This is a genomic window from Desulfallas sp. Bu1-1 (assembly GCF_015594625.1).
Lineage (GTDB): Bacteria > Bacillota > Desulfotomaculia > Desulfotomaculales > Desulfallaceae > JADNRQ01.
Genome location: NZ_JADNRQ010000030.1, coordinates 1 through 25,323 on the forward strand (window position 1 = coordinate 1; position 25,323 = coordinate 25,323).

Annotated in this window: 24 protein-coding genes, 6 tRNA genes and 1 pseudogene; 26 read left to right on the forward strand and 5 right to left on the reverse strand. The window is 50.3% G+C overall.

The features are described 5' to 3' along the window. Positions 1-305: 305 nt before the first annotated feature. Positions 306-747: pseudogene (locus IT084_RS16410) on the reverse strand (transposase); the annotation flags it as partial. A gap of 69 nt (positions 748-816) precedes the next feature. Here IT084_RS16410 and IT084_RS16415 point away from each other — a divergent pair. Continuing rightward, positions 817-1,176, forward strand: coding sequence for a hypothetical protein (locus tag IT084_RS16415; RefSeq protein WP_195713970.1), 360 nt, complete (start codon positions 817-819; stop codon positions 1,174-1,176). Positions 1,177-1,508: 332 nt separating this feature from the next. On the opposite strand, the gene IT084_RS16420 is transcribed toward IT084_RS16415, so the two are convergent. Beyond that, positions 1,509-1,606, reverse strand: a tRNA-Sec gene (locus IT084_RS16420). A 302-nt stretch (positions 1,607-1,908) separates the two neighbouring features. On the opposite strand from IT084_RS16420, the gene IT084_RS16425 reads away from it, so the two are divergent. The 14 genes from IT084_RS16425 to IT084_RS16490 all read left to right on the forward strand — a co-directional run bounded on the left by IT084_RS16425 (position 1,909) and on the right by IT084_RS16490 (position 14,725). Beyond that, complete coding sequence (locus IT084_RS16425; RefSeq protein ID WP_195713992.1) at positions 1,909-2,871, forward strand: polyprenyl synthetase family protein; 963 nt, start codon at positions 1,909-1,911, stop codon at positions 2,869-2,871. Between the two features lie 111 nt (positions 2,872-2,982). Then, on the forward strand, positions 2,983-3,612 hold the full coding sequence (locus IT084_RS16430) for a bifunctional precorrin-2 dehydrogenase/sirohydrochlorin ferrochelatase (RefSeq protein WP_313885510.1): 630 nt from the start codon (positions 2,983-2,985) through the stop codon (positions 3,610-3,612). Then, positions 3,581-4,915: a glutamyl-tRNA reductase gene (hemA, locus tag IT084_RS16435; RefSeq protein WP_195713972.1), complete on the forward strand. Its 1,335-nt coding sequence runs from the start codon at positions 3,581-3,583 to the stop codon at positions 4,913-4,915. Before IT084_RS16430 ends, hemA begins: the two co-directional genes overlap by 32 nt. A gap of 112 nt (positions 4,916-5,027) precedes the next feature. Further along, entirely contained in the window at positions 5,028-5,975 is a 948-nt protein-coding gene (hemC, locus tag IT084_RS16440; RefSeq protein ID WP_195713973.1) for a hydroxymethylbilane synthase, read from the forward strand. Beyond that, the gene (cobA, locus tag IT084_RS16445) at positions 5,962-7,488 is read left to right on the forward strand and encodes a uroporphyrinogen-III C-methyltransferase (RefSeq protein WP_195713974.1); all 1,527 of its coding nucleotides are present in this window, start codon (positions 5,962-5,964) and stop codon (positions 7,486-7,488) included. Before hemC ends, cobA begins: the two co-directional genes overlap by 14 nt. 45 nt (positions 7,489-7,533) lie before the next feature. Further along, a complete protein-coding gene (nirJ1, locus tag IT084_RS16450; protein WP_195713975.1) occupies positions 7,534-8,712 on the forward strand; it encodes a putative heme d1 biosynthesis radical SAM protein NirJ1 in 1,179 nt (392 codons plus the stop codon). Then, complete coding sequence (gene hemB, locus IT084_RS16455) at positions 8,712-9,683, forward strand: porphobilinogen synthase (protein ID WP_195713976.1); 972 nt, start codon at positions 8,712-8,714, stop codon at positions 9,681-9,683. The genes nirJ1 and hemB overlap by 1 nt, the downstream gene beginning before the upstream one ends. Before the next feature lie 37 nt (positions 9,684-9,720). Continuing rightward, positions 9,721-10,713: a putative heme d1 biosynthesis radical SAM protein NirJ2 gene (nirJ2, locus tag IT084_RS16460; protein WP_195713977.1), complete on the forward strand. Its 993-nt coding sequence runs from the start codon at positions 9,721-9,723 to the stop codon at positions 10,711-10,713. Positions 10,714-10,715: 2 nt separating this feature from the next. Continuing rightward, on the forward strand, positions 10,716-11,189 hold the full coding sequence (locus tag IT084_RS16465) for an AsnC family transcriptional regulator (RefSeq protein WP_195713978.1): 474 nt from the start codon (positions 10,716-10,718) through the stop codon (positions 11,187-11,189). Continuing rightward, a complete protein-coding gene (locus tag IT084_RS16470) occupies positions 11,179-11,649 on the forward strand; it encodes an Lrp/AsnC family transcriptional regulator (RefSeq protein WP_195713979.1) in 471 nt (156 codons plus the stop codon). Before IT084_RS16465 ends, IT084_RS16470 begins: the two co-directional genes overlap by 11 nt. A gap of 19 nt (positions 11,650-11,668) precedes the next feature. Then, positions 11,669-12,964: a glutamate-1-semialdehyde 2,1-aminomutase gene (gene hemL, locus IT084_RS16475; protein ID WP_195713980.1), complete on the forward strand. Its 1,296-nt coding sequence runs from the start codon at positions 11,669-11,671 to the stop codon at positions 12,962-12,964. A gap of 154 nt (positions 12,965-13,118) precedes the next feature. Further along, on the forward strand, positions 13,119-13,760 hold the full coding sequence (locus tag IT084_RS16480; RefSeq protein WP_195713981.1) for a redox-sensing transcriptional repressor Rex: 642 nt from the start codon (positions 13,119-13,121) through the stop codon (positions 13,758-13,760). 82 nt (positions 13,761-13,842) lie between these two features. Further along, positions 13,843-14,349, forward strand: a complete 507-nt coding sequence (locus tag IT084_RS16485) for a TIGR00725 family protein (protein WP_195713982.1) — start codon at positions 13,843-13,845, stop codon at positions 14,347-14,349. Further along, complete coding sequence (locus IT084_RS16490) at positions 14,321-14,725, forward strand: secondary thiamine-phosphate synthase enzyme YjbQ (RefSeq protein ID WP_195713983.1); 405 nt, start codon at positions 14,321-14,323, stop codon at positions 14,723-14,725. The genes IT084_RS16485 and IT084_RS16490 overlap by 29 nt, the downstream gene beginning before the upstream one ends. Here the strand turns inward: IT084_RS16490 and IT084_RS16495 are convergent. Beyond that, positions 14,722-15,666, reverse strand: a complete 945-nt coding sequence (locus IT084_RS16495) for a MoxR family ATPase (RefSeq protein ID WP_195713984.1) — start codon at positions 15,664-15,666, stop codon at positions 14,722-14,724. The two genes, IT084_RS16490 and IT084_RS16495, sit on opposite strands and share 4 nt — an antisense overlap. A 62-nt stretch (positions 15,667-15,728) precedes the next feature. Between IT084_RS16495 and IT084_RS16500 the strand changes: the two genes are divergently transcribed. From IT084_RS16500 to IT084_RS16525, 6 genes are all read left to right on the forward strand, one after another. Then, positions 15,729-16,820 carry a hypothetical protein gene (locus IT084_RS16500; RefSeq protein ID WP_195713985.1) on the forward strand — a complete coding sequence of 364 codons (1,092 nt, stop codon included), beginning with the start codon at positions 15,729-15,731 and terminating at the stop codon, positions 16,818-16,820. Then, positions 16,801-18,060 carry a VWA domain-containing protein gene (locus IT084_RS16505; protein WP_195713986.1) on the forward strand — a complete coding sequence of 420 codons (1,260 nt, stop codon included), beginning with the start codon at positions 16,801-16,803 and terminating at the stop codon, positions 18,058-18,060. The genes IT084_RS16500 and IT084_RS16505 overlap by 20 nt, the downstream gene beginning before the upstream one ends. A 52-nt stretch (positions 18,061-18,112) precedes the next feature. Then, a tRNA-Pro gene (locus IT084_RS16510) sits at positions 18,113-18,190 on the forward strand. Positions 18,191-18,202: 12 nt separating this feature from the next. After that, a tRNA-Glu gene (locus IT084_RS16515) sits at positions 18,203-18,278 on the forward strand. Positions 18,279-18,283: 5 nt separating this feature from the next. Continuing rightward, positions 18,284-18,368: transfer RNA gene (locus tag IT084_RS16520), tRNA-Tyr, on the forward strand. Positions 18,369-18,371: 3 nt separating this feature from the next. Beyond that, a tRNA-Gln gene (locus IT084_RS16525) sits at positions 18,372-18,446 on the forward strand. A gap of 129 nt (positions 18,447-18,575) precedes the next feature. On the opposite strand, the gene IT084_RS18710 is transcribed toward IT084_RS16525, so the two are convergent. Beyond that, complete coding sequence (locus tag IT084_RS18710; RefSeq protein WP_279327897.1) at positions 18,576-18,704, reverse strand: hypothetical protein; 129 nt, start codon at positions 18,702-18,704, stop codon at positions 18,576-18,578. A 193-nt stretch (positions 18,705-18,897) separates the two neighbouring features. Between IT084_RS18710 and IT084_RS16530 the strand changes: the two genes are divergently transcribed. Further along, positions 18,898-19,110: a 4Fe-4S binding protein gene (locus IT084_RS16530; protein WP_195713987.1), complete on the forward strand. Its 213-nt coding sequence runs from the start codon at positions 18,898-18,900 to the stop codon at positions 19,108-19,110. A 195-nt stretch (positions 19,111-19,305) separates the two neighbouring features. Next, a tRNA-Leu gene (locus IT084_RS16535) sits at positions 19,306-19,393 on the forward strand. A 149-nt stretch (positions 19,394-19,542) separates the two neighbouring features. On the opposite strand, the gene ilvC is transcribed toward IT084_RS16535, so the two are convergent. Next, the gene (gene ilvC / locus IT084_RS16540; protein WP_313885509.1) at positions 19,543-20,538 is read right to left on the reverse strand and encodes a ketol-acid reductoisomerase; all 996 of its coding nucleotides are present in this window, start codon (positions 20,536-20,538) and stop codon (positions 19,543-19,545) included. A 379-nt stretch (positions 20,539-20,917) separates the two neighbouring features. Between ilvC and IT084_RS16545 the strand changes: the two genes are divergently transcribed. From IT084_RS16545 to cooS, 3 genes are all read left to right on the forward strand, one after another. Further along, complete coding sequence (locus tag IT084_RS16545; protein ID WP_195713989.1) at positions 20,918-21,982, forward strand: hypothetical protein; 1,065 nt, start codon at positions 20,918-20,920, stop codon at positions 21,980-21,982. Positions 21,983-22,271: 289 nt separating this feature from the next. Beyond that, positions 22,272-23,042 carry an AAA family ATPase gene (locus IT084_RS16550; RefSeq protein WP_195713990.1) on the forward strand — a complete coding sequence of 257 codons (771 nt, stop codon included), beginning with the start codon at positions 22,272-22,274 and terminating at the stop codon, positions 23,040-23,042. Positions 23,043-23,144: 102 nt separating this feature from the next. Beyond that, positions 23,145-25,163 carry an anaerobic carbon-monoxide dehydrogenase catalytic subunit gene (gene cooS, locus IT084_RS16555; protein WP_195713991.1) on the forward strand — a complete coding sequence of 673 codons (2,019 nt, stop codon included), beginning with the start codon at positions 23,145-23,147 and terminating at the stop codon, positions 25,161-25,163. The last annotated feature ends 160 nt before the right edge of the window (positions 25,164-25,323 follow it).

A 25,323-nucleotide genomic window follows, 5' to 3' on the forward strand; every position in this document is an offset into this window, starting at 1 on the left:
GTGAGGGTTGTGCGTTCAATTTGGCCATGGAGCAAATATTGTGGCACTCCCAGAGGAAACGGGGAGAAACAGTGAAAACAAACCTGCTCCTAAAGTTAGAAAGGCGCACTTCTACTCGACAATGGCTTGGCTCCCTAATTTTTTAGTTAACCTAATAAATGGCTCTTACCCGCTAGGAGGATAGGGCAATGCTGGAGAGCAACCCGAGCGCCTGACGGGGTTCTGCCGGGGATAGCAGGGGTGGTCGTAAAACTGCCGCTCTATCTTTACCTGCTATCCTTGTGGAGAACTAAAGCGATAAACTTTACACATAGCTGGGTCTCGGTCTTGGGAAACACGGTGTTTATGGCTTCAGAAAACCCGGAAAGCCCGTCCTTTACAGGCGATCAGGATATCCTGCACGCCTCTGTTTTTCAGGTCGTTGCACACCCCGAGCCAGAAGCTGGCACTTTCATTTTCCCCAATCCAGATGCCCAGTATGTCCTTCTGGCCGGCCATATTAATGCCCAATACACTATAAGCAGCCTTGTTGATAATGCGGTTATCCTTGCGCACTTTAAAGAAAATGGCGTCAAGGTAGATGATGGGGTATATGCGTTCCAAGGGTCTTGATTGCCACTCGGTAATCAGTGGCAGTATTTTGTCTGTTACTTTGCTGACCATAGTAGGGGATACGTCGATGCCATAGATGTCCCGCATATGGTCTTCGATATCCCGGATGGTCATGCCCTTGGCGTACATATTGACTCACTTGATTCAAATTCCCTTTTGAAAACTAATTTGTCAACTTTATATAGCAAGTTGGAAGGTATTTCCTTGTGCTTTGTCGAAGAATTTAAAATATTTGTGTTGGGTGGTGGAATTTGGATGGAAAATATTGCAGAAATTGTGACTGATGAGCAAGTGCCTACAACTGATAACGAAGTAGAATATTATAATCCGATACTCGGAACGGCTGGGCCAGAAGCTCGCCAGTCATTCTTCGAGGAACTTTGGCGTCTGGATAACGTTGTCGTTCTGCTAGGGGCTGGTTTCTCCAAGGCTATAGGCGGGCCATTGATGGCAGATTTATCCCGCAAGATTCTTCCCGACGTTATCATGTCTGGATATACTCCAAATCCAGGTAAAGACCGTATGGAACGTTGGGAGCGTGTTTGGGAAATTGATACCGCATAGAGGGAAGCGGGTAAAAAAGTATTTTACATGCCTTTCATAATCATTTATGGTGGTTAAACTTCTGCCTTGCGCCCTTTTTTAAAAAAAGAAACTCCTGCAATGCTTCCTCCCACGTCTTGGGGGTGACCTTCCCAATCTTAATTATCCTGCCTTTCGCCATAAATAAAAATCCTCCTTCGATTACCTAGTATTTACAAACCAGATAAGGAAAGAGGAATCCAGTCGTCTTATGCGGGTTAAAATAGGGTGACTGGTTTCGGCACATTACTAAGCGATACCATTAAAGTATGCCAACTTATTAATATACCCTACAGCCCGCATTATAACTGTTTTGGCGGGAGTGTGTGGGAATCGAACCCACCAGGGACGGGATCGCCGCCCCGCGGCTGGTTTTGAAGACCAGGAGCACCACCAGGCACCATCCACTCCCGAATATTGTACAAGCGACAAAAAGTATTATATCAAATAAACCTGAAATAAACAAGTTGCACGTGTATACAATTCCATTGATTTTAAAGGCAAAATATAATAATCTATTATAGTGGATTATAGCAGGCGTTAGCCACAGTTTGCCAGATCATTACAGCGGTTTAACGCTGTTTAATTTTATGTTTTCCCCAACAATCATCCCGGGGAGGAAATTTACCCGAACCCGTCGAAGGCATAAGACTATCTCAAGTCGTGGTTATACTGCAAACCGGCTCGTTTCGCAACAAGTAGGTGAACAATGTGCTGTTTGATTTTTTTAAAGATATAAAATATGAATTAAGTATTGTGGAAGACGAGCTAAAATCGGTTGTCCGCTCTTCCGACCCGCTGATAACGGAAACGTCCGTTCATTTGATCAGCGCGGGCGGCAAGCGTTTACGCCCTGCTTTTTGTTTGTTGGGCGGCAAGTTTTTCAATAATAACCTGGACAAGTTAATACCGCTTGCCGTGGCTCTTGAATTAATTCACATGGCGACCCTGGTGCATGACGATGTTGTCGATTCCTCCCTGCTCAGAAGGGGCATGCCCACGGTAAAAGCACAATGGGGGAACAAAATATCTTCCCATATCGGCGATTATTTGCTGGGCAAATCTTTGATCTTGATTTCCCGGTACGAGAATCCGCTTATCCCGAAGGTGCTGGCAGATACCAGTGTTAAAATGTGTGAAGGGGAAATATTGCAAATTTCCACTTCTTTTGATACCGATCAGAATATCAGGGATTATTTCTACCGAATAAACCGAAAAACCGCCCTCTTAATCTCCGCTTCCTGCCAGCTGGGAGCGGTGGCATGCGGGGCACCGGTACGTTTGCACCAAGCCCTGCGCCGTTTTGGTCACCACATCGGCATGGCGTTTCAAATCACGGACGATATTTTGGATATGACTGCCGAGCAGATAAAACTCGGAAAACCGGTGGGAGGCGATCTGAGACAGGGCATTATTACTTTACCGGCCATTTACGCCCTCAGGCAAAGTCCCGGCCGGGAAAGACTTTACGAGCTGATTGTCAACCGCAATAAGAGTGAAGAGGAAGTTAACGAAGCCATAACGTTAATCACCGAATGCGGGGGAATAGAATATTCCTTTAACATTGCCGAAAAGTACATTGCCAAGGCCAAAAAGGAATTGGCCGCTTTGCCCGACGTGCCGGTCAAAAAAACTATGCTGGCAATCGCTGATTTTGTCGGGGTTAGAAAATATTAACGAGTTTAATAGGACAATCTTATTATTTTATTGAAAATAATAATACGGAAATACGGATATTTTTTAAGTTCATTACAATTACGGGAATGATCCGGATTGGAATTTTACCCGGTGTTTTTAAACCTTGTAAACAAAAAATGTTTAGTGGTGGGTGGCGGCAATGTGGCGGAACGCAAGGTGTCCGCCCTGGTCCGCTGCGGGGCCGAGGTTACGGTAGTCAGCCCTTCCTTGACCCCCATCCTGCAGGAGATGGTAAAACGCGGCCAAATTTCTTACCGCCGGGGTTTTTACCAATCGAGCGACCTTGACGGTGTTTATCTGGTCATCAGCGCCACGAACGATGAACAAACAAACGGCATCATCGCCGGTGATTGTAGCAGTCGTAACATTATGATCAATGTGGTGGATGATCCCACCCGGTGTAGTTTTTTTGTCCCCTCGGTAGTACACCGGGGCGCCCTTAAATTGGCCATTTCCACGGGCGGTAAGAGCCCCAAACTGGCCAAAATCATTAGAGAGAGTCTGGAGAAGGAATTCGGCCCCCAGTTCGAGGAGTTTGTTAATTTTATCGGGGATATGAGGGAACGGGTAATCAGCGAAGTAGCCGATCCCCGGAAAAGAAATCAAATCCTGAAGCATTTGGTGGATGATCATACCCTGGAACTGGTCAAGCAGGGAGATTTACAGCAAGCAAAGGAGCGGGTAAAACATGTCTATCATCGCAATCGGTGTCAACCATAAGACTGCTCCGGTGGAAATACGCGAACGGATGTCTTTTTCGGAAGGTTCTTTACAGGAAGCCTACACCAAGTTAATTGCCGGCCCGGTTGTACGGGGATGCGTAATTATATCGACCTGTAACCGCACCGAAATTTACGCGCACGTTATGGATGTTGAACCGGGCGTTGATGCCGTAATAAACCTGTTAAGGCAAAAATCCGGTGTTGAACCCGCTTTAATTAAAAAATACACTTACATTTTAACCGGGAACAAAACCGTACATCACCTGTTCCGGGTGGCAGCCGGCCTTGATTCGATGTTGCTGGGTGAAACCCAGATTCTCGGCCAGGTAAGAGACGCTTACCAGTCCGCCCAAAAGCACTCCGCCACTGACAAGGTGATCAATACTCTATTTATGCAGGCTATTGCGGTGGGCAAACGGGCGCGCGCCGAGACGGGCATTGATCGCCACGCCGTTTCCATCAGTTACGCCGCCGTGGAATTGGCCAAGCAATTCTTCGGCAAGCTTACCGGCAGGTCGGTGCTGGTGGTAGGGGCGGGAAAAATGAGCGAGTTAACCGCCAAACACCTTGTAGCCAACGGTGTTTCGGGGGTAATCGTTTCCAACCGCTCCTACGAGCGGGCCGTGTGTTTGGCCCGCCAGTTTAACGGCCGGGCCGTCAAGTTCGATGAACTGTACGGGCACCTTGGATCGGCGGACATAGTGATTAGTTGTACCGCAGCTTCGCACTACGTGGTGCGCACCAAAGGAGTACAGCAGGTGCTGGCCGAAAACCCGGGCAAAAAAATAATGATGATCGATATCGCCGTGCCGCGGGATATTGAGCCGGGCGTGCGAGAATTGCCCGGCGTAACCCTGTACGATATCGACGACTTGCAAAACGTGGTGGACGGCAATATGATGGAGCGCAAACGGGCGGCCGTTTTTGCGGAAGCCATTATCGAAGATCAAGTTGACGAGTTTCTCCGCTGGCTGGGCTCCCAGTTTGTGATCCCCACCGTTGCAGCCCTGAAAAGGCGCGGTGAGGAGATTAAGCAAAAGGAGCTGTTACGGGCCTTTAACAAGCTGGGCGATTTATCCGAACACGACCGCAAAGTAATCGGGTCTTTGGCCAATTCCATTGTTAATCAATTATTACACACTCCCGTAAAACAATTGAAGGAATACGCCCTAACCGAAAAGGGCCCGGTTTATACCGAGGCAATAAATAAGCTGTTTTGTTTGGATGAGGCAGCGGAAGAACCCAAAGAACACAGGCCGTTTGAGCTTGACGTTTCGGCCAATGCTTTGGGGCGGCGATAACAGGAAAACAAGATAATAATCGGGTGCTGGTCGGAATTTTTTGACCACACCCGAAATTTTTGATCCATTTTGGGGTATCTTTCTTAAGATATACGGTAAAGTGGAGGGCAAAATGACCGGTGACATTGTAATCGGCACACGGGACAGCACACTGGCCATGTGGCAGGCCGAGTGGGTAACCGGCGCGCTGCGCCGGGCCAACCCGGACCTGAATTTTCACGTGCGGGGGATGAAAACTAAAGGGGATAATATCCTGGATGTGGCCCTGGCTAAAATTGGGGATAAGGGACTTTTTACCAAGGAATTGGAAGTAGCCCTGTTGAACGGTGAAATCAACCTCGCCGTGCACAGCATGAAAGATCTTCCCACCAGGCTGCCCGAAGGGCTTGCTATTGGTGCCGTCTGTGAAAGGGAATACCCGGGAGACGTTTTAATTTCCAAAAATGGTGAAACCCTGGCGGAGCTCAAAACAGGGGCCCGTATCGGCACCAGCAGTTTGAGACGTCGTGCCCAATTGTTGTATTATCGACCCGATCTCCGGATCGTCGACCTGCGCGGCAATTTAACAACGCGCCTGCGCAAACTAAGGGAAACGGACCTGGACGCGGTTGTGCTCGCATATTCCGGCATCAAACGGTTGGGCTATGAAGATTTGATTACCCAGCTGATTCCGTTTGATATTTGCCTGCCGGCGGTCGGCCAGGGTTCCATCGGCGTTGAAATCAGAATTGATGATGCCATAACCAGGAGCATTATTGCTCCGATTGATCATGAACAATCCAGAATAGCCGTGGAAGCGGAAAGATCTTTCATGAAACGTTTGGAAGGCGGGTGCCAGGTACCCATAGGAGCCCTGGGGCGGGTGGAGAACGACCTGCTGTTTTTGGAAGGAGTAGTGGCCGACCTGCATGGTAAAAACGCCGTCCGGCATTTAGTTTCCGGGCCGGTGCAAAACGCCGGGCAGCTGGGCATAAAGCTTGCAGACACCCTTTTGGAGATGGGCGCCGACAAAATTTTAACCCAGGCAAGACGGGAGTTTGGTTTTTATGACGACAAGTAAGGGAATTGTATACCTCATCGGGGCGGGACCGGGCGACCCGGGTTTAATCACGGTTAAAGGGCTGGAATGTATTAAGCGGGCCGATGTAATCGTATATGACCGCCTGGCCTCCCCCCGGTTGCTGGACCAGCGGCGTCCCGGTGCGGAGTGTATTTTTGTTGGAAAACAACCAGACCGGCATACACTGACCCAGGATGAAATCAATAATCTGCTGGTCCAAAAAGCCGGCGAAGGGCTTACCGTGGCCCGGTTGAAAGGAGGGGACCCCTTTGTTTTCGGGCGCGGCGGGGAAGAAGCCGAAGAGCTGGCACGCCACGACATACCGTTTGAAATCATACCCGGTATCACATCGGCGGTGGCCGTGCCGGCTTACGCGGGGATTCCGGTCACACACAGGGATTATACCTCTTCTGTCGCCATCATCACCGGCAATGAAGACCCCACCAAAGAAAACTCAAGTATAGATTGGTCCAAAATCAGCACCGGTATAGGGACTCTGGTCTTTTTAATGGGCATGGGCAACCTGCCGGCGATCACTCGTAAACTGATGGAGCACGGTAGGGCGCCGGATACACCCGTGGCCCTGATTCGCTGGGGTACCCGCCCGGAACAGCAAACCCTGGTGGGAAACCTGGGGAATATTTCCCACCTGGCTGAGGAAAAGGGGTTCAAAAACCCGGCCATAATTGTTGTAGGTGAAGTGGTCAAACTGCGTGATAAACTCCGCTGGTATGAAAATAAACCGCTGTTCGGGAAAAGAATCATCGTCACCCGTTCCCGTGAACAGGCCAGCGCGCTTTCACAGGCCATCGAACGTTTGGGCGGTGAGCCGGTTGAATTCCCAACCATCTCCATAACAGAGCCGGACGACTATGCCCCTCTGGACCGGGCAATTGCCAATATCTCATCGTACAACTGGCTGATCTTCACCAGTGTCAACGGCGTCATCTTTTTCTTCAACCGGTTGCGCACGTTAAACCATGATATTCGAGACCTGGCGGGGGTCAGGATTTGCGCCATCGGGCCGCAAACCGCAAAAGCGTTGCGTTCAATGGCCCTGCGGGTTGATTATGTCCCCGCCGAATATCAAGCTGAAGAAATAGTCCAGGGGTTGCAGGATAAAATTGCGCCGGGAGCCCGCGTATTGCTGCCCCGGGCGGATATAGCCAGAAAAGTGTTGCCCGAATCCCTGGCCGGTTTGGGCGCAACCGTGGATGAGGTAACAGCCTATCGCACGGTGGCCGGTTCGGGAAACGCTCCTTTAATCCGGCAGATGTTTGAACGGAACGAAATTGATCTTATTACATTCACCAGTTCATCCACTGTGCGCAATTTCATGGCCATGCTGAACCCCACCGACCCGGCGGCGCTGATCGGCCGTGCCCGGGTTGCCTGCATTGGCCCGGTCACAGCCCAAACCGCCATCGAAATGGGGTTGCCGGTTGACATTCAGGCGAAGGAATATACCATTGACGGCTTGTTGCAGGCCATACTGGGATATTATAGCCGGTGATTTTATAAAATAATAATCAAGCACTTTCAATAAAAAGGAGATAAAATGATTAGTGTTAGCAGGTTGCTGTGCGGATTAAAATCTTATGGCGATAATCTCCGCTACCGGAAAGACTCCGGCAGCCAGCTTAGCGGTACATCCCGGGGCCTTGGACCGGTGGTGGTCTGGAACATGACCCGCACCTGCAATTTAAGGTGCCTGCATTGCTATTCCAACTCCGGTGATCATGTCCATGAAGATGAGCTTACCACCCCCGAGGCTAAAAGATTTATTGACCAGCTTGCGGAGTTCAAGGTGCCTGTAATTCTTTTTTCCGGGGGCGAACCCCTTCTTCGTAACGACTTTTTTGAACTGGCCGCGTACGCGGTGGAAAAAGGAATCAGGGCCACAATCTCCACCAACGGTACGCTGATTACACCCGAGGTCGCAAAACAAATCAAAAAAATCGATATTGGTTACGTAGGCATCAGCCTGGACGGCATCGGTGTCAATAACGATCGTTTCCGCGGGCGCAAGGGCGCTTTCGACGCCGCGCTCGGGGGCATCCGTGCCTGCCGATCGGCCGGAGTGCGGGTGGGGCTTCGCTTTACCATTAACCGCCACAACTATTTTCAATTACCTGATATTTTTAAATTAATCGAGGAGGAAGACATTCCCCGCGTTTGCTTTTATCACCTGGTTTACAGCGGCCGGGGCAGTAAAATGCGGGACGAGGACGTCAGCCACGCCGAAACGCGGCGGGCTCTGGACCTGATTATAAACAAAACACTGGACTTCCACCGCCGGGGTCTGGACAAGGAAATTTTAACGGTGGACAATCATGCCGACGGCGTTTATATTTATTTTGCCTTAAAGCGTTCCAACCCCGAAAGGGCCGAGCGGGTCAGGCAGTTGCTCCAAATGAACGGAGGCAACCGTTCCGGTATGGCCATCGGGGCGGTGGACTGGTCCGGCAACGTGTACCCCGACCAGTTTACGCGCAATCACATTCTGGGCAACGTCCGGGAGAGAAATTTCGCTGATATCTGGCGGGATACAAAGAACCCCATCATGCGCGGCCTGAAAGACCGCAAGCGGCTGCTCAAGGGGCGCTGCGCCACCTGCTGCTGGCTGGATATGTGCAACGGCAATTTCAGGGCACGGGCGGAGGCTGTCCACGGCGACTTCTGGGCCCCGGATCCCGCCTGCTACCTGACCGACGATGAGATTAGGGAGGTGCCTTAATGTATTACCCTGTGGTGAGGCCTCGCCGCCTGCGCTCCGGCGAAAATATGCGCAGGCTGGTCAGGGAAAATTATCTGCGGGTTGACGATTTAATCTACCCCCTTTTTGTCATGGAAGGCGAAAACACAAAAAAACCCGTGGAATCCATGCCCGGCGTGTACAACTTGACCATAGACCAGCTTCTGGCCGAAGTTGAACTGGTTCAATCACTGGGTATTCCCGGCATACTGTTGTTCGGCATCCCGGAATATAAGGACTGCACGGGTTCGGGCGCTTACGCCGAAAACGGCATCATCCAAAAGGCAGTACGGGCAATCAAGGATAAATATCCCGATCTATTGGTCATTACCGATGTTTGCCTCTGCGAGTATACCGATCACGGCCACTGCGGCTTAATTCGCGACGGCGAGGTTCTTAACGACGCCACGCTGGAATTGCTCGCTCGCACCGCGGTATCCCACGCCCGCGCCGGCGCGGACATGGTGGCTCCCTCGGACATGATGGACGGGCGGGTGCAGGCCATCCGGCAAGCCCTTGACGATGAGGGATTCTCCAACATTCCCGTCATGGCATACAGTGTCAAATACGCCTCGGCATTTTACGGGCCGTTTCGCGAGGCCGCGGGCTCGGCTCCGCAGTTCGGAGACCGCAAGGCTTACCAGATGGACCCGCCCAATAAGCGCGAGGCTCTGCGGGAAGTGGAACAGGATATCGCCGAGGGGACGGATATCATCATCGTCAAACCGGCCATGGCCTACATGGACATCATCGCCGCGGTAAGGGATAATTTCGACCATCCGGTGGCGGCATATAACGTGAGCGGGGAGTACTCCATGATCAAGGCCGCGGCGCGCATGGGCTGGATTGACGAGCAAAAAACAACCCTGGAACTGCTCACTGGAATGAAAAGGGCGGGGGCGGATATCATTATCACCTACCATGCCCTTGACGCGGCACGTTGGATTAAATAACGACACCCCGGGACATCAACGGCGGGAGGATTAATAAATGCTGGTATCATGGAATACCACCAACGCCTGCAACCTCTATTGCAAGCATTGTTACAGGGATTCAGGCGCCAGGGCGGCCGAAGAACTGGATACGGTGGAAGGTAAAAAACTGATCGACGAAATCGCCCGGGCGGGCTTTAAGATCATGATCTTTAGCGGCGGCGAGCCGCTCATGCGGGATGATATCGGCGAACTGATCGCATATGCACACGGCAGGGGGTTAAGGCCCGTATTGGGTTCAAACGGCACGCTAATCACTCCTGATGTAGCCCTGAAGTTGAAAAAGGCCGGTGCCATGGCGGTGGGTATCAGCCTCGACAGCACCGACCCGGATAAACACGATCACTTCAGAGCCTCACCCGGCGCCTGGCAGGCCGCAGTGGACGGCATGCGGGCCTGCCGGGAGGCGGGGCTGCCGTTTCAGGTCCACACCACTGTAATGGAGTGGAACAGCGATGAGATTGAAGAATTGACTGATTTGTCCGTCAAGCTGGGTGCCCGGGGTCACCACATCTTTTTTATGGTGCCTGCCGGCCGGGCGGTAAATATTGAAGCTGAAACTTTACGGGCGGAACAATATGAACAGTTGCTGAAACGAATCATGGCGAAACAAAGCCGGGTTGGCATTGAACTTAAGCCGACCTGCGCCCCTCAATTCATGCGCATCGCCCGTCAAATGGGAGTCAATGTGCGCTACACCCGGGGTTGTCTGGCGGGAACGGCCTACTGCATTATCAGCCCGCGCGGCGACGTGCAACCCTGCGCCTATTTGAACATTCCCCTGGGTAATGTGCGTCAAATTCCCTTTGACCTGATCTGGCGGGAAAACGAGGTTTTGCAAAGGCTGCGCACCCTGGATTATAATGGCGGGTGTGGTACGTGCGAGTATAAACGGGTATGCGGCGGATGCAGGGCTAGAGCCCATTATTACCATGGTGATTATATGGCCGAAGAACCCTGGTGCCTGTATCATGGAAGAAAGGGTTATTAAACATGAGCCTTGATCATATCGACAGAAACATATTACGGGTGATCCAGTCCGATTTTCCCATCGTTTCGGAACCGTACAAGCAAATAGCCGCAACCGTCGGTATTACCGAAGAAGAACTGCTGGCCAGGTTGGAGCGGTTACAGCAAAGCGGGATCATCCGCCGTTTGGGAGGGTTGTTTGACTCCCGCAAGCTTGGATATACCGGTACTCTGTGCGCCATGAAAGTGCCGCCCGGTGATATCGACCGGGTGGCGAAAATTATTGATGAATATCCCGGCATCACCCACAATTATCTCAGGGACCATGAATACAATATGTGGTTTACCTTGCTGGCGGAATCCAAAGAAAAAATAGACTCCTTGCTGAATGAAATTAAAGAGAGAACAGGCATCAGCCACGTGCTGAATTTACCATCCCTCAACGTTTTTAAAGTGCGCGTCAACTTTGACATTTCAGAGGTGCAAGATGCTGAGTGACCTGGAAAAACAAATCGTCAGGGAACTGCAGGCCGGCCTGCCCCTGGTTGACAGGCCTTACTTAAAAATAGCCACGAAAATTGGCCTGTCCGAAACGGAATTAATGGATAAAATAAAGGAAATGATCAAACGGGGGATCATCCGCAGGTTCGGAGCGGCACTAAGGCACCAGGACCTGGGCTTCACCGCCAACGCCATGATCGTGTGGGATGTGCCTGAGAATGCGGCGGCCAGGGTCGGCCGGCTCATGGCTGAATTCAATGAAGTAACGCATTGCTACCAGCGCCCGCGCCTACCGGGTTGGCCGTATACCATTTTTACGGTAATCCACGGGCATGCCCGGCAGGATTGCGAGCGGGTGGCCCAAAAAATAGCACAAAAAACCGGTATCACCAATTACAGGCTGATCTACAGTACAAAAGAGTTAAAGAAGAGCAGTATGAAATACTTTATGGATTAAATTGCAGGCGGTGATTAAAATGCATAATGGATTTAAAAACTCCGAGCTTTTATACGAAGAGGCCAAGCGGTTCATCCCCGGCGGCGTAAACAGCCCGGTACGGGCTTTTAAAGCCGTCGGAGCCACCCCGGTCTTTATTGAAAAAGGGGAGGGGGCACTGGTACATGACGTCGACGGTAATACCTATATTGATTACGTTGGTTCCTGGGGCCCGCTGGTATTGGGCCACCGGCACCCGCAGGTAATTAAAGCGTTGCGGGAGTGTCTTGAAATGGGCACCAGCTTTGGAGCCCCCACCGAGCTGGAAACCGAACTCGCCCGGATGATCGTTGATGCCCTGCCGGCTGTGGACATGGTCAGGCTGGTTAATTCCGGTACCGAGGCCACCATGAGCGCCATCAGGTTGGCCAGGGGTTATACGGGTCGTAACAAAATTGTCAAATTTGCCGGGTGTTACCACGGCCATGCCGATTTTCTGTTGATTAAAGCGGGTTCCGGAGCGTTAACGCTGGGTGTTCCCACCAGCCCCGGGGTGCCAGCCGGCACGGCCGAACAAACAATTGTTGCCCCGTTTAACGACCTGGAGACACTGGGCCAAATTTTCAACGAAGCAGGCGATGACATCGCGGCGGTCATCATTGAGCCGGTTCCCGGCAACATGGGCGTTGTTCCTCCCGCTCCGGGCTTCCTGGAAGGCCTCAGGGAACTTACCCGGAAATACGGCTCTCTTCTAATCTTTGATGAAGTGATGACCGGTTTCAGGGTAGCCTATGGCGGCGCCCAGGTTTTGTACGGAATCGAACCCGACCTTACCTGCCTGGGCAAAATTATCGGAGGCGGCCTTCCGGTAGGCGCTTATGGCGGCAAAGAGGAAATCATGTCCATGGTGGCTCCGTCCGGCCCCGTTTACCAGGCCGGTACGCTTTCCGGGAACCCTCTCGCGACCACGGCCGGCATCGCCACGTTGAAGCTGTTGCAGCAAGCGGGCGTTTACGAGGAACTGGAAACCAAATCCGCCCGGTTGGACCAGGGCCTGCGGGAAGCGGCTGCGGCGGCGGGCCTGGAGTTAACCTTCAACCGCGTAGGCTCCATGCTGTGCACGTTCTTTACCAGCGAGCCGGTAACCGATTTTGCTTCCGCGGCCAGATCGGATACCGGTAAATATGCCCAATATTTCCGGGCCATGCTGGAGCGGGGAGTTTACCTGGCACCATCCCAATTCGAAGCTGCGTTCATGTCCCTGGCCCATACCAGCGAGCAAATCGACAAAACTGTTGAAGCAGCTTATGCATCGTTCAAAACAATAAAAGGTTAACGTATTCAACCCCCCAATTCGCCCGTTGAAGATAATAATTCTTCAAGTTGGAGAAAGCTATTTGACAGAAAGAGGCACAAATGATATAAATATTTATGTTATGTGAATTTAATAACATGAGATCACTTTAAATGGGATATAGGGGGCGTAATTGTTGAAAACCTTAAGGGTACCGGAAGCTACCGTAACAAGACTGTCTATTTATTCCAGGTTCCTGGAAAGATTGGACAGAAATGGTGTTACTACGGTATCATCGGGTGAAATAGCTGAAGGGGTGGGGGTCAGCCCTGCTCAGGTAAGAAAAGACTTGGCTTATTTCGGTGAATTCGGAACCAGGGGCGTTGGGTACAATGTCAAGGATTTACTGAAATACACCTTGAAAATACTCGGCCTGGACCAGGAATGGTCGCTTGCCATTGTTGGCGCCGGGAATCTCGGCTTTGCGCTTTGCACATACCGTGGATTTAATGTCAGGGGTTTCCATATCGCTGGTGTTTTCGATAACGACCCAACCAGAATTGGTAAAAGGATCGGCCACCTTGAAGTCCAGCCCCTGGAAAGATTTCCAGAAATTGTCCAAAGTGAAAACATCCGCATCGGTGTAATCGCAGTACCCATCAGTGCCGCTCAGGAAGTTGCCGATCTGATGGTTAAAAACGGCCTGGAAGCCATCTTGAACTTCGCCCCGGTTGCATTGAATGTACCGGATCACATAGAAATACGTAACGTGGATCTTTCCGTGAAGTTGGAAATTCTAACGTTCAACCTTGCTTTCAGAGCCGCTCAGAGTTTATAAACCATACCATCAAAGTTCTATCATTTTAGATTGAGACCTGCCTTAAAGGCAGGTTATTTCTCATTTTCAAGGGGGTGTGCTTTTGATTTATATCGGTGTTGTCGGCTCCGCCTCCTGCGACCCGGAGACGCTTAACCTGGCGGAAGCGGTAGGCGAGGAAATTGCCGGGGCCGGCGCCGTGCTGATTTGCGGCGGCAGGGGCGGGGTAATGGAAGCGGCGGCCAGAGGCGCCCGGAAACGCGGAGGCGTTTCCATAGGTATTTTACCCGGGACGGCCAGGTCCGAGGGCAACGGGGAATTGACTTACGCTTTGCCGAGCGGGCTGGGAAATGCCAGGAATGCGGTAATCGCCTGCGCCAGTGACGTTGTTATCGCCATTTCCGGGGGGTACGGCACGCTCTCGGAAATCGGCCTGGCTTTGAAAATGAATAAGCCTGTTATCGGCTTGCAAACCTGGCGCGCCGTTTCACCCCAGGGGGATAATATTCCTTTGATCCCGGCGCAAAATGCCGGGGAAGCGGTAAGACTGGCCGTGAATATTGCGGCAAGGAGGATGAAAAATGAGCAATCTACACGTCATGGAGATTAAAACCACAAGGAAAGAGCAGTTCATCGACATAACTGCCGGCATTAATTCACTTATCCGCAAGGCAGGCGTTTCCGACGGTTTATGTAATATTTATGTGCCGCATACAACGGCGGCAGTAACCATTAACGAGGGAGCCGACCCCAGCGTTGTTGACGACGTGTTGATGCAATTAAACACTCTGGTACCCGAAAACAATGCATATACACATGCGGAGGGCAATTCGGCCGCCCATATCAAATCCATTCTCGTCGGTGCCAGTAAAATGGTTCCTGTGGCAGAGGGGTCATTGCAATTGGGAACCTGGCAAAAAATCTTTTTTTGCGAATTCGACGGTCCCAGGCATCGAAAGGTGTTCGTTAAACTGCTAATGGGTTAAAAGTTGAACCTGGCCAGCCCGTCTTCCAAATCATTGCGCGGCTTTACATCTCTAACCACCTTTGGGGGCTCTTCCGGTTTCACGGTTGGAATCAGTTGATCCAGACTTTGTTCAACCTTTTTAATATCATCTTCATATTTAAGCAAAACGTTTAAACTTTCCCGCACCAGCTTGTCGCTTATTTCATCCATGCCCAGTAGCAGCAAAGTCCTGGCCCAGTCGATGGTTTCGGTTATACTTGGCGCTTTTTTCAATTTCATGCCCCTTATTCTTTGGACCAGTTGTACTACAATCCGGGCAAGGTGCCGGGATATACCCGGCACCTTTAAGTTGATAATCGCCTCTTCCAGGCCGGCGTCAGGGTAACCCAGGTACAGGTACAAACATCTTCTTCTCAGGGCGTCGGATAATTCCCGGGTACTGTTGCTTGTAATCACGACATAGGGCGCATGTTCAGCCCTGAAGGTGCCCAGCTCGGGAATACTGACCTGAAATTCGGAGAGCGCCTCCAACAAAAAGCTTTCCAACTCTTCTTCGCTTTTATCGATTTCATCCACCAGCAAAACGACCGGTTTCGGTGATTTGAAAGCCCTTAGCAAAGGACGTTCAAGCAAGTACTCGGGCGAAAAGATATCAATCTCGCTGCCGAACATCTGGATATGCAGTAATTGTTTCTGGTAGTTCCATTCATAGATGATCTTGCTTTCATCCAGCCCGGGGTAACATTGCAACCTGATCAGGTCCGTTTTTAAAGCGCCGGCCAGGGCACCCGCCAGCCCGGTTTTGCCCACTCCGGCCGGTCCCTCGATCAGCAGCGGTTTGCCCAGCCGGCCGGATAAAAATATCGTGGCGGCGGTTTTTCTGCCGGCAATATAATTTTGTCCCAGTAAACCCTTCATAACGTTCTCAATACTGTCGAAAAAATTTGCCGCAGTAGCCATTTGTAATGCTCCCGTTGTGATAAAATTTTTTAAAGTATTTTTAAAGCAGCATGGAGGTCAACATGCAAGTTGAAATTCTCACCAGGCAAATGGAGAAAAAAACTGCCGTTCTCACGCTACTTTCAAATGAACCGGGCCTGCATGCATCGGGCGAAACAATTACGGTTCCCGGTTTGATTCTACATATCGCCGAAAATTACCTGCTGTTTAATATTACTTCCGTAAAGTGGATCGAGCACATCGTACCACTGTTATTTTCCATAGTGCCGGCGGGTGGAACGGGGCAGTTTTATGAACCGTTTACAGACATGAAGATCATAGTTACGGCAAGGTGTTTTGACCCGGTAAAACTGTTACCAAGTTTGCACGAAGTAAGTCACCTTGATCTCGATCACAGTGAATTGTTGGGTACCAGGTTCGCCGAGTGGCGTTCCCGGGACGTAACCATAGTCGCCCGGGCTGAACTGGCCGTGCAGGGCAATGTGATCACAGCCCGGATCAAGTTCAGTTCGCACTTTCGGGACAGCCAGTACAACTGCCGGGCCTGTATCGATCAAGTATCACTGCTGGATTTATTGGAACCGCTTTGCCCGGAGTTTACCAGACCCGTACCGGAGAGGCAAATCTATGGCCCGGTCATCCAGGCGCAGCAAAGGGTAACGCCGGAAGGGTGGGCGGAATTTATCAACCTGCGCCCGGCTCCCATCAACTATCACCGGGAGACCGATGAATTCAGGATTGATTTTAATGAGTCGGGGTACATTTCATTCACCCCAAAACCCGACCGGCGGGAAATTATGTGCCGGGTGGAGTTAACCGACCCCGGCGCCCTTAATTCCGGGATGCTTGGGCACCTGCACAACTTGCTGAACGTCGAAACGCTGACGGTTTCCCATAACGCGGAAAATATAGTTTTGACGCCTGAAAAACTAATCCATGGATTATCCTTTTTCAAAACGAGTGATTATCACCTGTTTACCCTGAAAACCTCTGATTTTGACGCTGTTTACAATATTAAAAATCTAAGATTGACGTTAAACAGAGAATTTAAAATATCTGAGAACGGCATCGATTTAAATGTTTTATCCGGTATTTATGATAGCATGAAACGATTCATGGAAAAGGTGATTGCTTATGCAGGCGCGGGTAATTGAACTGATCAACTTTTTGCGCGAAGCAGGCTTTTCGATTTCCACCGGTGAAACTGTAGATTTTTTTATGGCCCTGAAGCTGGTGGGGTTGGAGCGCCGCGACGTGGAAACGGCAGCCCTGTGCACCCTGGCCAAGGATAAGCAAAGCTACGATCAATTACCGGTTTTAATTTCTTCCTACCTGGGGTTTTTAAAAGAAAAGCAAAAAATAACTCCGCCTTGCATAGACGTTCGATCAGTGTTAAACAACCCGCCCCGGCTTTCCAGGCGTGAATTTTTATTCTTGCAAAATAAGATAAAAAATAGTATTCGCGATGAACTGGCCCAAAACAACTCGTTTCCCAAAACCGGTCCAGGCGTAAAGGCAGGCGGCAGCGGCGGGCTGGCGGGATCCGGCAAACCAGCCGGGGAAGCCGGGCGGCATGGCCGGTTTCCCGGTAAGCCAACGGCAGCGGGCATGGATGGCCAAAAACCGGATCATTATACCGGAGCGCCCAGGGCCACAAACTTGCGCGAACTGGACCTTAGCCGGGCCGATTACGATCAATTGGAGGAGATCAGAAAGATAATCGTCGGCATGGGAAGGAGACTGGCGGTAAACAAAGGATACCGTAAAAAACCGGGTCCTACCGGGACAGTGGATATGCGCAAAACGGTCGCCCGGGCGGTTTCCAGCGGTGGCGTTCCTTTGGTGTTGAAAAAACAGCGGCGTATACCTTCCAAGCCAAGACTTGTGGTTTTATGTGATCTTTCAGGCTCGGTTGCGCCCTACAGCGAGTTTTTCCTCCAGGTTCTGGTGAGCCTGCAGCAACGGTTCGGCAGCCTGAGATCTTTCGCCTTTGTCGACAGGGTGGAGGAAGTAACCCAGCTGGCAAAACAAAGCTCGGACACGTTTCAAATATCCGCGCAAAGGATTTTACGGGAGGCAAAAATTTCGGTTACCGGTTTCAGCAATTACGGCAAGGTCTGGGAGCAATTTCACCAATCATTTTTTGATTCTTTAAACCGTTTTATCACCTTGATTATTCTTGGTGACGCCAGAAACAACTGGCAACCCGACGGGCTGGAATATTTCCGTGCCATTAGTGAACAGTGTCGCAGGGTTGTATGGTTGAATCCCATGCCCCGGACCAAATGGCGGGCGGGAGATTGCATTATCGATACTTACGCCCCGTTTTGCAGCCACGTTTTTGAATGCCGCAACGCCACTCAGATGATGGGGGTAATAAGAGAAATTTTATAGCGTTTGACTTTAGCTTAACTTTAGGGTAAAATATATTTTGCGTTTAGTTTTTCGGGATGTAGCGCAGTTTGGCCAGCGCGCTTGCCTTGGGAGCAAGAGGTCGGGGGTTCAAATCCCTCCATCCCGACCAGTGTTCATTTTGGGCCCCATGGTCAAGCGGCCTAAGACACCGCCCTTTCACGGCGGTAACCCGGGTTCGAATCCCGGTGGGGTCACCATTTATGGAGGGGTTCCCGAGTGGCCAAAGGGAGCAGACTGTAAATCTGCCGGCGACGCCTTCGCAGGTTCGAATCCTGCCCCCTCCACCATGTTGGGGCGTAGCCAAGCGGTAAGGCAACGGGCTTTGGACCCGTCATGCGTTGGTTCGAATCCAGCCGCCCCAGCCAGCAACAAAGGCGCGCTTCAATCTGCTCCCTTAACGCGCGCCTTTCGGTACTTTATTCCTTAGCTCCGGCCGTAAGTATGGCAAGGATATACTTCTTAAAGTGAAAAACCCGGTGGTTAAACCGGGTATTTTACGTGCTTGGCCTGTTAATCCCCCTGATTCTTTGCCTTTTCTTTATATCGGCGGCTTTACCCATATCCCAAACCGGACGATAGCCCGGCAAATTATCCGCTTTAATCCCCTTAATTCTCCTGGCCATATGCAATCACTCCTTTTTCCATAATTAAATGTTAACGCTTTACACATCCTTGTTATTATTTATCTCCATTAATTATATTTGATATTAATCTCCGAATTTTTTTGATATTAATCCCCGGCACCGGGCAGGATTTTATTTTACTAATGTAGAATTACCATTGTTAAATCAATAGTCCGACAAGGGGGAGGTACCTTTGACCGAAAAGAAAAAGTTCAAGTTTAGTTTTGTTCTTGACCAGTCACTGTGTATGGCATGCGCCGCTTGTGAGTTGGAATGCCGGGAAGGCGGAATTTATATTGATGATAGCGTAAACTATAATATTAACCCCAATAATTGCAATCGCTGCGGCAGATGTTTCCGGGCATGTCCCACGGGAGCCATTTCCAGAGTAAATAACCCGGCTTAAGCAAGCCCGCACCTGAAGCTACATTCGGTACTGCCGAAAGTAGCTTTTTTACTTAAGATTATTATTTGTATGTTTCAGTACTTTTTACTGATTAATTCCGAAACAATTATGTTGACAAGACTGATTGGATGTGTTAATATTACTTTTGCGTGAGCGGTGAAACACACTCGGCTCACACAAAATGAGTAAAAATGCGCGGCAGTGGCGGAATTGGCAGACGCGTAAGATTCAGGTTCTTATGGGCGCTACGCTCGTGGAGGTTCAAGTCCTCTCTGCCGCACCAGAAAGTACGACCTGAAATTAACCCTGTTACTCATGGTTAATTTCAGGTCATTTTTGTTTGCTTATAATCGCCCGCAATTAAATTTGAAGTTGATTTTAAAAGGCGGCTTTTACTTAAGCCGCCTTTAACCCTACTTAATATTATTTTTATTATTTTCGCTTCAACCAGGGCATCATGCTGCGTATTTCCGCGCCCACTTTTTCAATCAGCAACTCGCGCTCCCGTTTTTTAATGGCGTTAAACACCGGGCGATTGGCCTGGTTTTCCAGCATCCATTCCCGGGCAAACTGTCCGGTTTGAATCTCCTGTAGAATCTTTTTCATCTCTTTCCTGGTTTCTTCAGTAATCACGCGCGGGCCGCGGGTGTAATCCCCATATTCGGCGGTATTACTGATGGAATAGCGCATCATTCCCAGGCCGCCCTCGTATATTAAATCTACGATCAACTTGATTTCATGGAGGCACTCAAAATACGCCATTTCCGGGGCATATCCCGCTTCCACCAGGGTATCAAAACCCGCTTTAATCAGCTCGGTCAGGCCGCCGCAAAGAACCGCCTGTTCGCCGAACAGATCCGTTTCGGTTTCCTCTTTGAACGTGGTTTCAAAAACCCCGGCCCTGGTGCAGCCGATAGCCTTGGCATACGCCAGTGCCACGTCTTTAGCCTTGCCGCTGTAATTCTGGTATACCGCGATTAGAGCGGGTACGCCCTTGCCTTCTTCATACATCCGGCGCACCAGGTGACCCGGGCTTTTAGGTGCAACCATTAAAACGTCCACATTACCCGGGGGAACTATCTGGCTGAAATGAATGTTAAATCCATGGGAGAACATCAGCACTTTTCCCTCATCCAGGTAAGGCTCTATTTCTTCTGCATAGACCCGTGCCTGAATTTCGTCCGGCAAAAGCACCTGGATAATATCGGCTTTAGCGCAAGCATCGGGCACAATATTGACTTCCAGGCCGGCCTCCGCAGCCTTGTCCCAGCTGGGGCTATCTTTGCGCAGGCCAACCACTACATCCATCCCGCTCTCTTTCAGGTTCAGAGCTTGGGCGTGCCCCTGGCTGCCGAACCCCAATACCGCAATTTTCTTTCCCTGAAGAAATTGCATGTCCGCGTCGTGATCGTAATAAACTTTGGCCACTTGATTCATCCTCCTAACCTGGGTCGTTTAATTGATAGATCGTTGCATTATGGCAATTTTAACGGTTTGCTCCAGCTCTTGTCAACGTTCATTCATTCCCATAATAATGCTTCCCTGGTTGGATCAAGGATTTATAAGCATAAAAAAAGCCCGGCTTTTAGCCGGACGGGGAGAGATAGAACTCACCAAAGCGGAGTATTTATATCCTGTCCATTCGGCTTAAGCTTTATTCATAAACTGTAATAAAAATTAAATCGCTATAGTAATGTATTTAAGGCTTGTGATTTCGATTTTTATAGGCATTTCCTGAATTAGGCATAAAAAGCGGCCCACCTTTACTATAACTATATTGTACCGGAAATAGTTAGGGGGTTATTCCATGGTTAGAAAATCTTTGATTTTGGTCCTTATTTTTCTGTGCGCAACGATCTTCGGCGACGGCACATGCTTTGCGGCAAAGGCAAAAAGCGGCCAGGAATATGTTTTTTTGATCTTCGTCAAGGAGCTGGAACAACCCCACCTGGAGGAACGGGGGTTGCCCAATATTGGCCAGCTCAAAGACGGTGGCATTTATTACCGCTCTGTGGCCCGTCCCGATTCTCCTCCGGAGGATTGCCTCCTGTCAATCCTGGGGCAAAAAAATACGATGTTATTTTTACCGCTGGCGCTGGCTAATAACGGGGTAAACTGTACTATGGTGGACGGGTCGGGCAGGTTACCCCAAAATTTACTGAAGAAAAACAATGTTGACGTGATCTCCGAGCAAAACGACAGGCTGGTGCTGGACAAGTTTTTCGAAGTGTTCGACCCCGACCGGCCTCAATTTGTAACCATCTACCTGGACGATCCCAGTAACCCGGCCAACGATAAATACCTTCCCTCGTCTCAGCGCTGGTCAAATGCCGATAACCAGGTGGGCCGTCTATTAAATTACCTGATCAACTCCAAAGCGCTCAACAATACTTCTATCATTTTAACAAGCGGTGCTCCAAAGCCGCCATTAATCCTGTTCAGGCATGGGTACCCAAACGCCGAGTACTATTATTGCCACCAGTCGGATATTGCGCCTACGATCTGTAAAATTTTTGGTGTTTCACCTCCAGCCGGTTTGTCCGGCAATATCCTATTTGAGTTTCTGTCCCGGAGCCCTGACACCAACCTGCAGAAAAGAATCAATGACTTACAAGAGCAATGCCTGCTGGCCAACCGGAAAATAAATCTTTTGCAGGAAGAACAGAGGCTGGTAAATATTCAAAAATACGAAATAGTGCAGGAAAGAAAAAATTTTCGTAGAATTATCTCTGAAAAAGACCAAATTATCAAACAGCTGAACGTCAAGATAAAGATATTCAAATTTTTAAGTATTCTAGCCGTTTTTATATTTTTGGCCGGATATATTGTTGAATATAAGATTTTGCGCAAAAAATTTCTTATATTCCCTTAATTAAATAATCATATGTCCATATTTTTGATATGCGGTGAAGGATTTTTTTTAAATTCCGTCGAAGAATTCTGACCAAGTTTGTTTCGAGTTTTTAAAATTACTGGGGTCAATTTTAAGATCAGCCGGCAATTTATTTGTTCAGGCACAAGCAGGAAAATGATTGACATTTGTTGAAATTGATTAAGTTGAAGTTGCATTATTAAAGAATAATTATCGTTGTACTATTATTTAGACGTACCATTGTTCAATGGAAGCACATCTTAATCATAACAGAGCAGGGGTGGTAGTAATGAAATTAGCCATATCGGGAAAAGGTGGCGTCGGCAAAACCACGATAGCCGCGGCAATAACCAGGATTTTTGCTCAAACCGGGGGCACCGTTTACGCCATTGACGCCGACCCGGATGCCTGCTTGGCGGCGTCCATCGGCATACCTGAAGACGAGGCGGCCAAACTCAAGCCGGTTGTGGAAATGCGCGATGTCATCCGCGAAAGAAGCGGTGGAGGAGCTTTTTATGTACTTAATCCCAAAGTTGATGACTTTATCAATGATTACAGTTATAAACTCGGAAACATCCGTTTTTTGCGCATGGGCGACCCCAAAAAGGGTGGCTCCGAATGTTATTGCCGGGAAAATACTTTTTTAAATGCCTTGGTAACTTCTTTGCTGCTGGACCAAAATGATACTGTCATTATGGACATGGGCGCAGGTATTGAACATCTCTCCAGGGGAACGGCGCGTGGCGTGGATATGATGCTGGTTGTGGTGGAACCAAGTCGCAACAGCGTAAATACCGCCAAACATGTGGAGAGAATGGCCAGGGAACTGGGCATTCCCAGGATCGGTATTATTGCTAATAAAATTCGTTCAGAAAATGAAAAGCAGTTTATTGCCAGCAGTTTCCCGGGTAATTCCATCCTGGGTTATATTAAATTTTCCGAAGCGATATGGGCAAACGCGATGGAACCGTCTTTGGCAGTTGAGGTAGATAAAGAAATGCTGGCTGAGATGAAGCAGGTTTGCCTTAAAATTTCGGGAGAGGTGGGTGGTAAATTTTAGAGATAGTTTATAGTGATTGGGAACAGCCGGATAGGGGGGGTTTTCGGCTGAACCTTAACCATCAATTAGGTAGTTAACTTTATTACTAAGGAGGTTAAAGTAATGCCAAGGTTTAGAGATCCAAGCCACACTTGCAGACCTTCGGGCGCACCCAGAGTTGTCGACCCGAAGAGTGTAAAACGCTCCATCGACCCGGGCGTGCTTGAAATGATCGATATTGCCAAAGAAAGTGGCATGATAACAGCTTTTGACCGGTTTTTAGCCCAGCAGCCCCAGTGCCAGTTTGGTTATAAAGGCCTGTGCTGCCGTTTCTGTATGATGGGCCCCTGCCGGATCAAAGCTGACGAAGGCCCGGCCAGCAGGGGTATTTGCGGCGCCAGCGCCTGGACCATTGCTGCCCGGAGTACCGGACTGATGCTGCTTACCGGCGCGGCTTCCCACAGTGAGCACGCCAGCCACATGGCCCACACGCTCCTGGAGGCTGCCGAGGGACATGCACCGGATTACGGAGTTAAGGATCCCGCCAAGTTGCACAAGGTGGCTAAGCGTATTGGCATTGAAATAGAAGGTAAAGACGATAACCAAATTGCCAAAGAAGTAGCCGAGGCCGCGCTGGCCGATTATAGCCGTCTGGATGGTTTCGGCGAGTCCACCTGGGTGAAAACCACTGTTACCGAAGGCCGCCTGGAAAAATTCCGCAGCCACAACATTATGCCCAGTGGTGTGTACAATACCATTTCCAATCTGGTCACCCAGGCGCACGTGGGTATGGACAACGACCCCGTCAACCTGATTTTCAGCGCCCTGCGGGTTGCCCTGGCTGACTACGTGGGCATGCACGTGGGCACCGACCTGTCCGATATTATTTTCGGCACTCCCAAGCCGGTGGTTAGTGAAGCCAACCTGGGCGTAATCGATCCTGAAAAAGTCAACATCATTTTACATGGTCATAACCCCATCCTCAGTGAAATCATCGTCCAGGCCGCGCGGGAAATGGAAGGCGAAGCCAAGGCCGCCGGCGCCAAGGGCATTCAACTGGCCGGTATTTGCTGCACCGGCAACGAAGTGCTCATGCGCCAGGGCGTACCCATCGCCACATCTTTTGCTTCCCAGGAATATGCCATTGCCACCGGAGCCGTTGACGGCATGGTTGTGGACGTGCAGTGCATTATGCCGTCCCTGCGCACCGCCGCCGAGTGCTTCCATACAGTATTGATCACAACTTCGCCTATCGTTAAGATTCCCGGCGCGATTCACCTTGACTTCAACGCGGCCACTGCGCTGGAGGATGCCAAAGGGGCCATTCGTTTGGCCATTGAAGCATTCAAGCGTAGAGATCCCAGCAAAGTGCATATTCCGCAGGTTAAAAATAAGGTTGTGGCTGGTTTCAGCCTTGAAGCATTGTTTGATATCTTTGCTTCGGTCAACCCGGACAACCCGGTCAAAGTGCTTACCGATGCCATCCAGAGCGGCGAGCTGAAGGGCGTCTGCCTTATGGCGGGATGCAACAACGTCAAACGCCCGCAGGACGACAGCCATATTACCATCGCCAAAGAAATGATCAAAAACGATGTATTTGTCATCGGTACCGGATGCGCCATGCAAGCCTGCGCCAAGCTCGGCCTGCTTGATCCCGCAGCAGTGGACCAGTACGCCGGCGAAGGGCTCAAGAAGTTCCTGGCCCGCATCAGCGAAAAAGCCAATCTCAGCACTGCGTTGCCGCCGATCTTCCACATGGGTTCCTGCGTGGACAACACCCGGTGCTCCGACCTGCTGATGGCCATGGCCAACGAGCTTGGTGTAGACACGCCGAAGGTGCCGTTTGTCGCCACTGCTCCTGAGGCCATGAGTGGTAAAGCCGTAGCCATCGGCTGCTGGTACGTGGCCATGGGTGTACCCGTACACGTCGGCGCCATGCCTCCGTTGGAAGGAAGCGATTTGATTTACAGCATCACCACCCAGGTTGCCAGCGACGTTTACGGCGGTTACTTTATCTTCGAAATGGATCCGGCTGAAGGTGCCAAGAAGCTACTTAGCGCTCTCGAATACCGCACTTGGAAGCTGGGCGTACACCGCCGGGTCGCCGAAGACCTGGAAACCGCGCTGTGCCAGAACTATTAATCACCCCGTGGTCGAAAGGAGGATAACGCATGTCCGAACAGATCAACTTTGATCAAATTTTCGAAGGCGCCATAGAACCGGGCCGGGAGCCCAAGAAACTGTTCAAGGAAGCCTACGAAGGAACCATCACCGCCCTGAGCTACGCGGAAATACTGCTGAA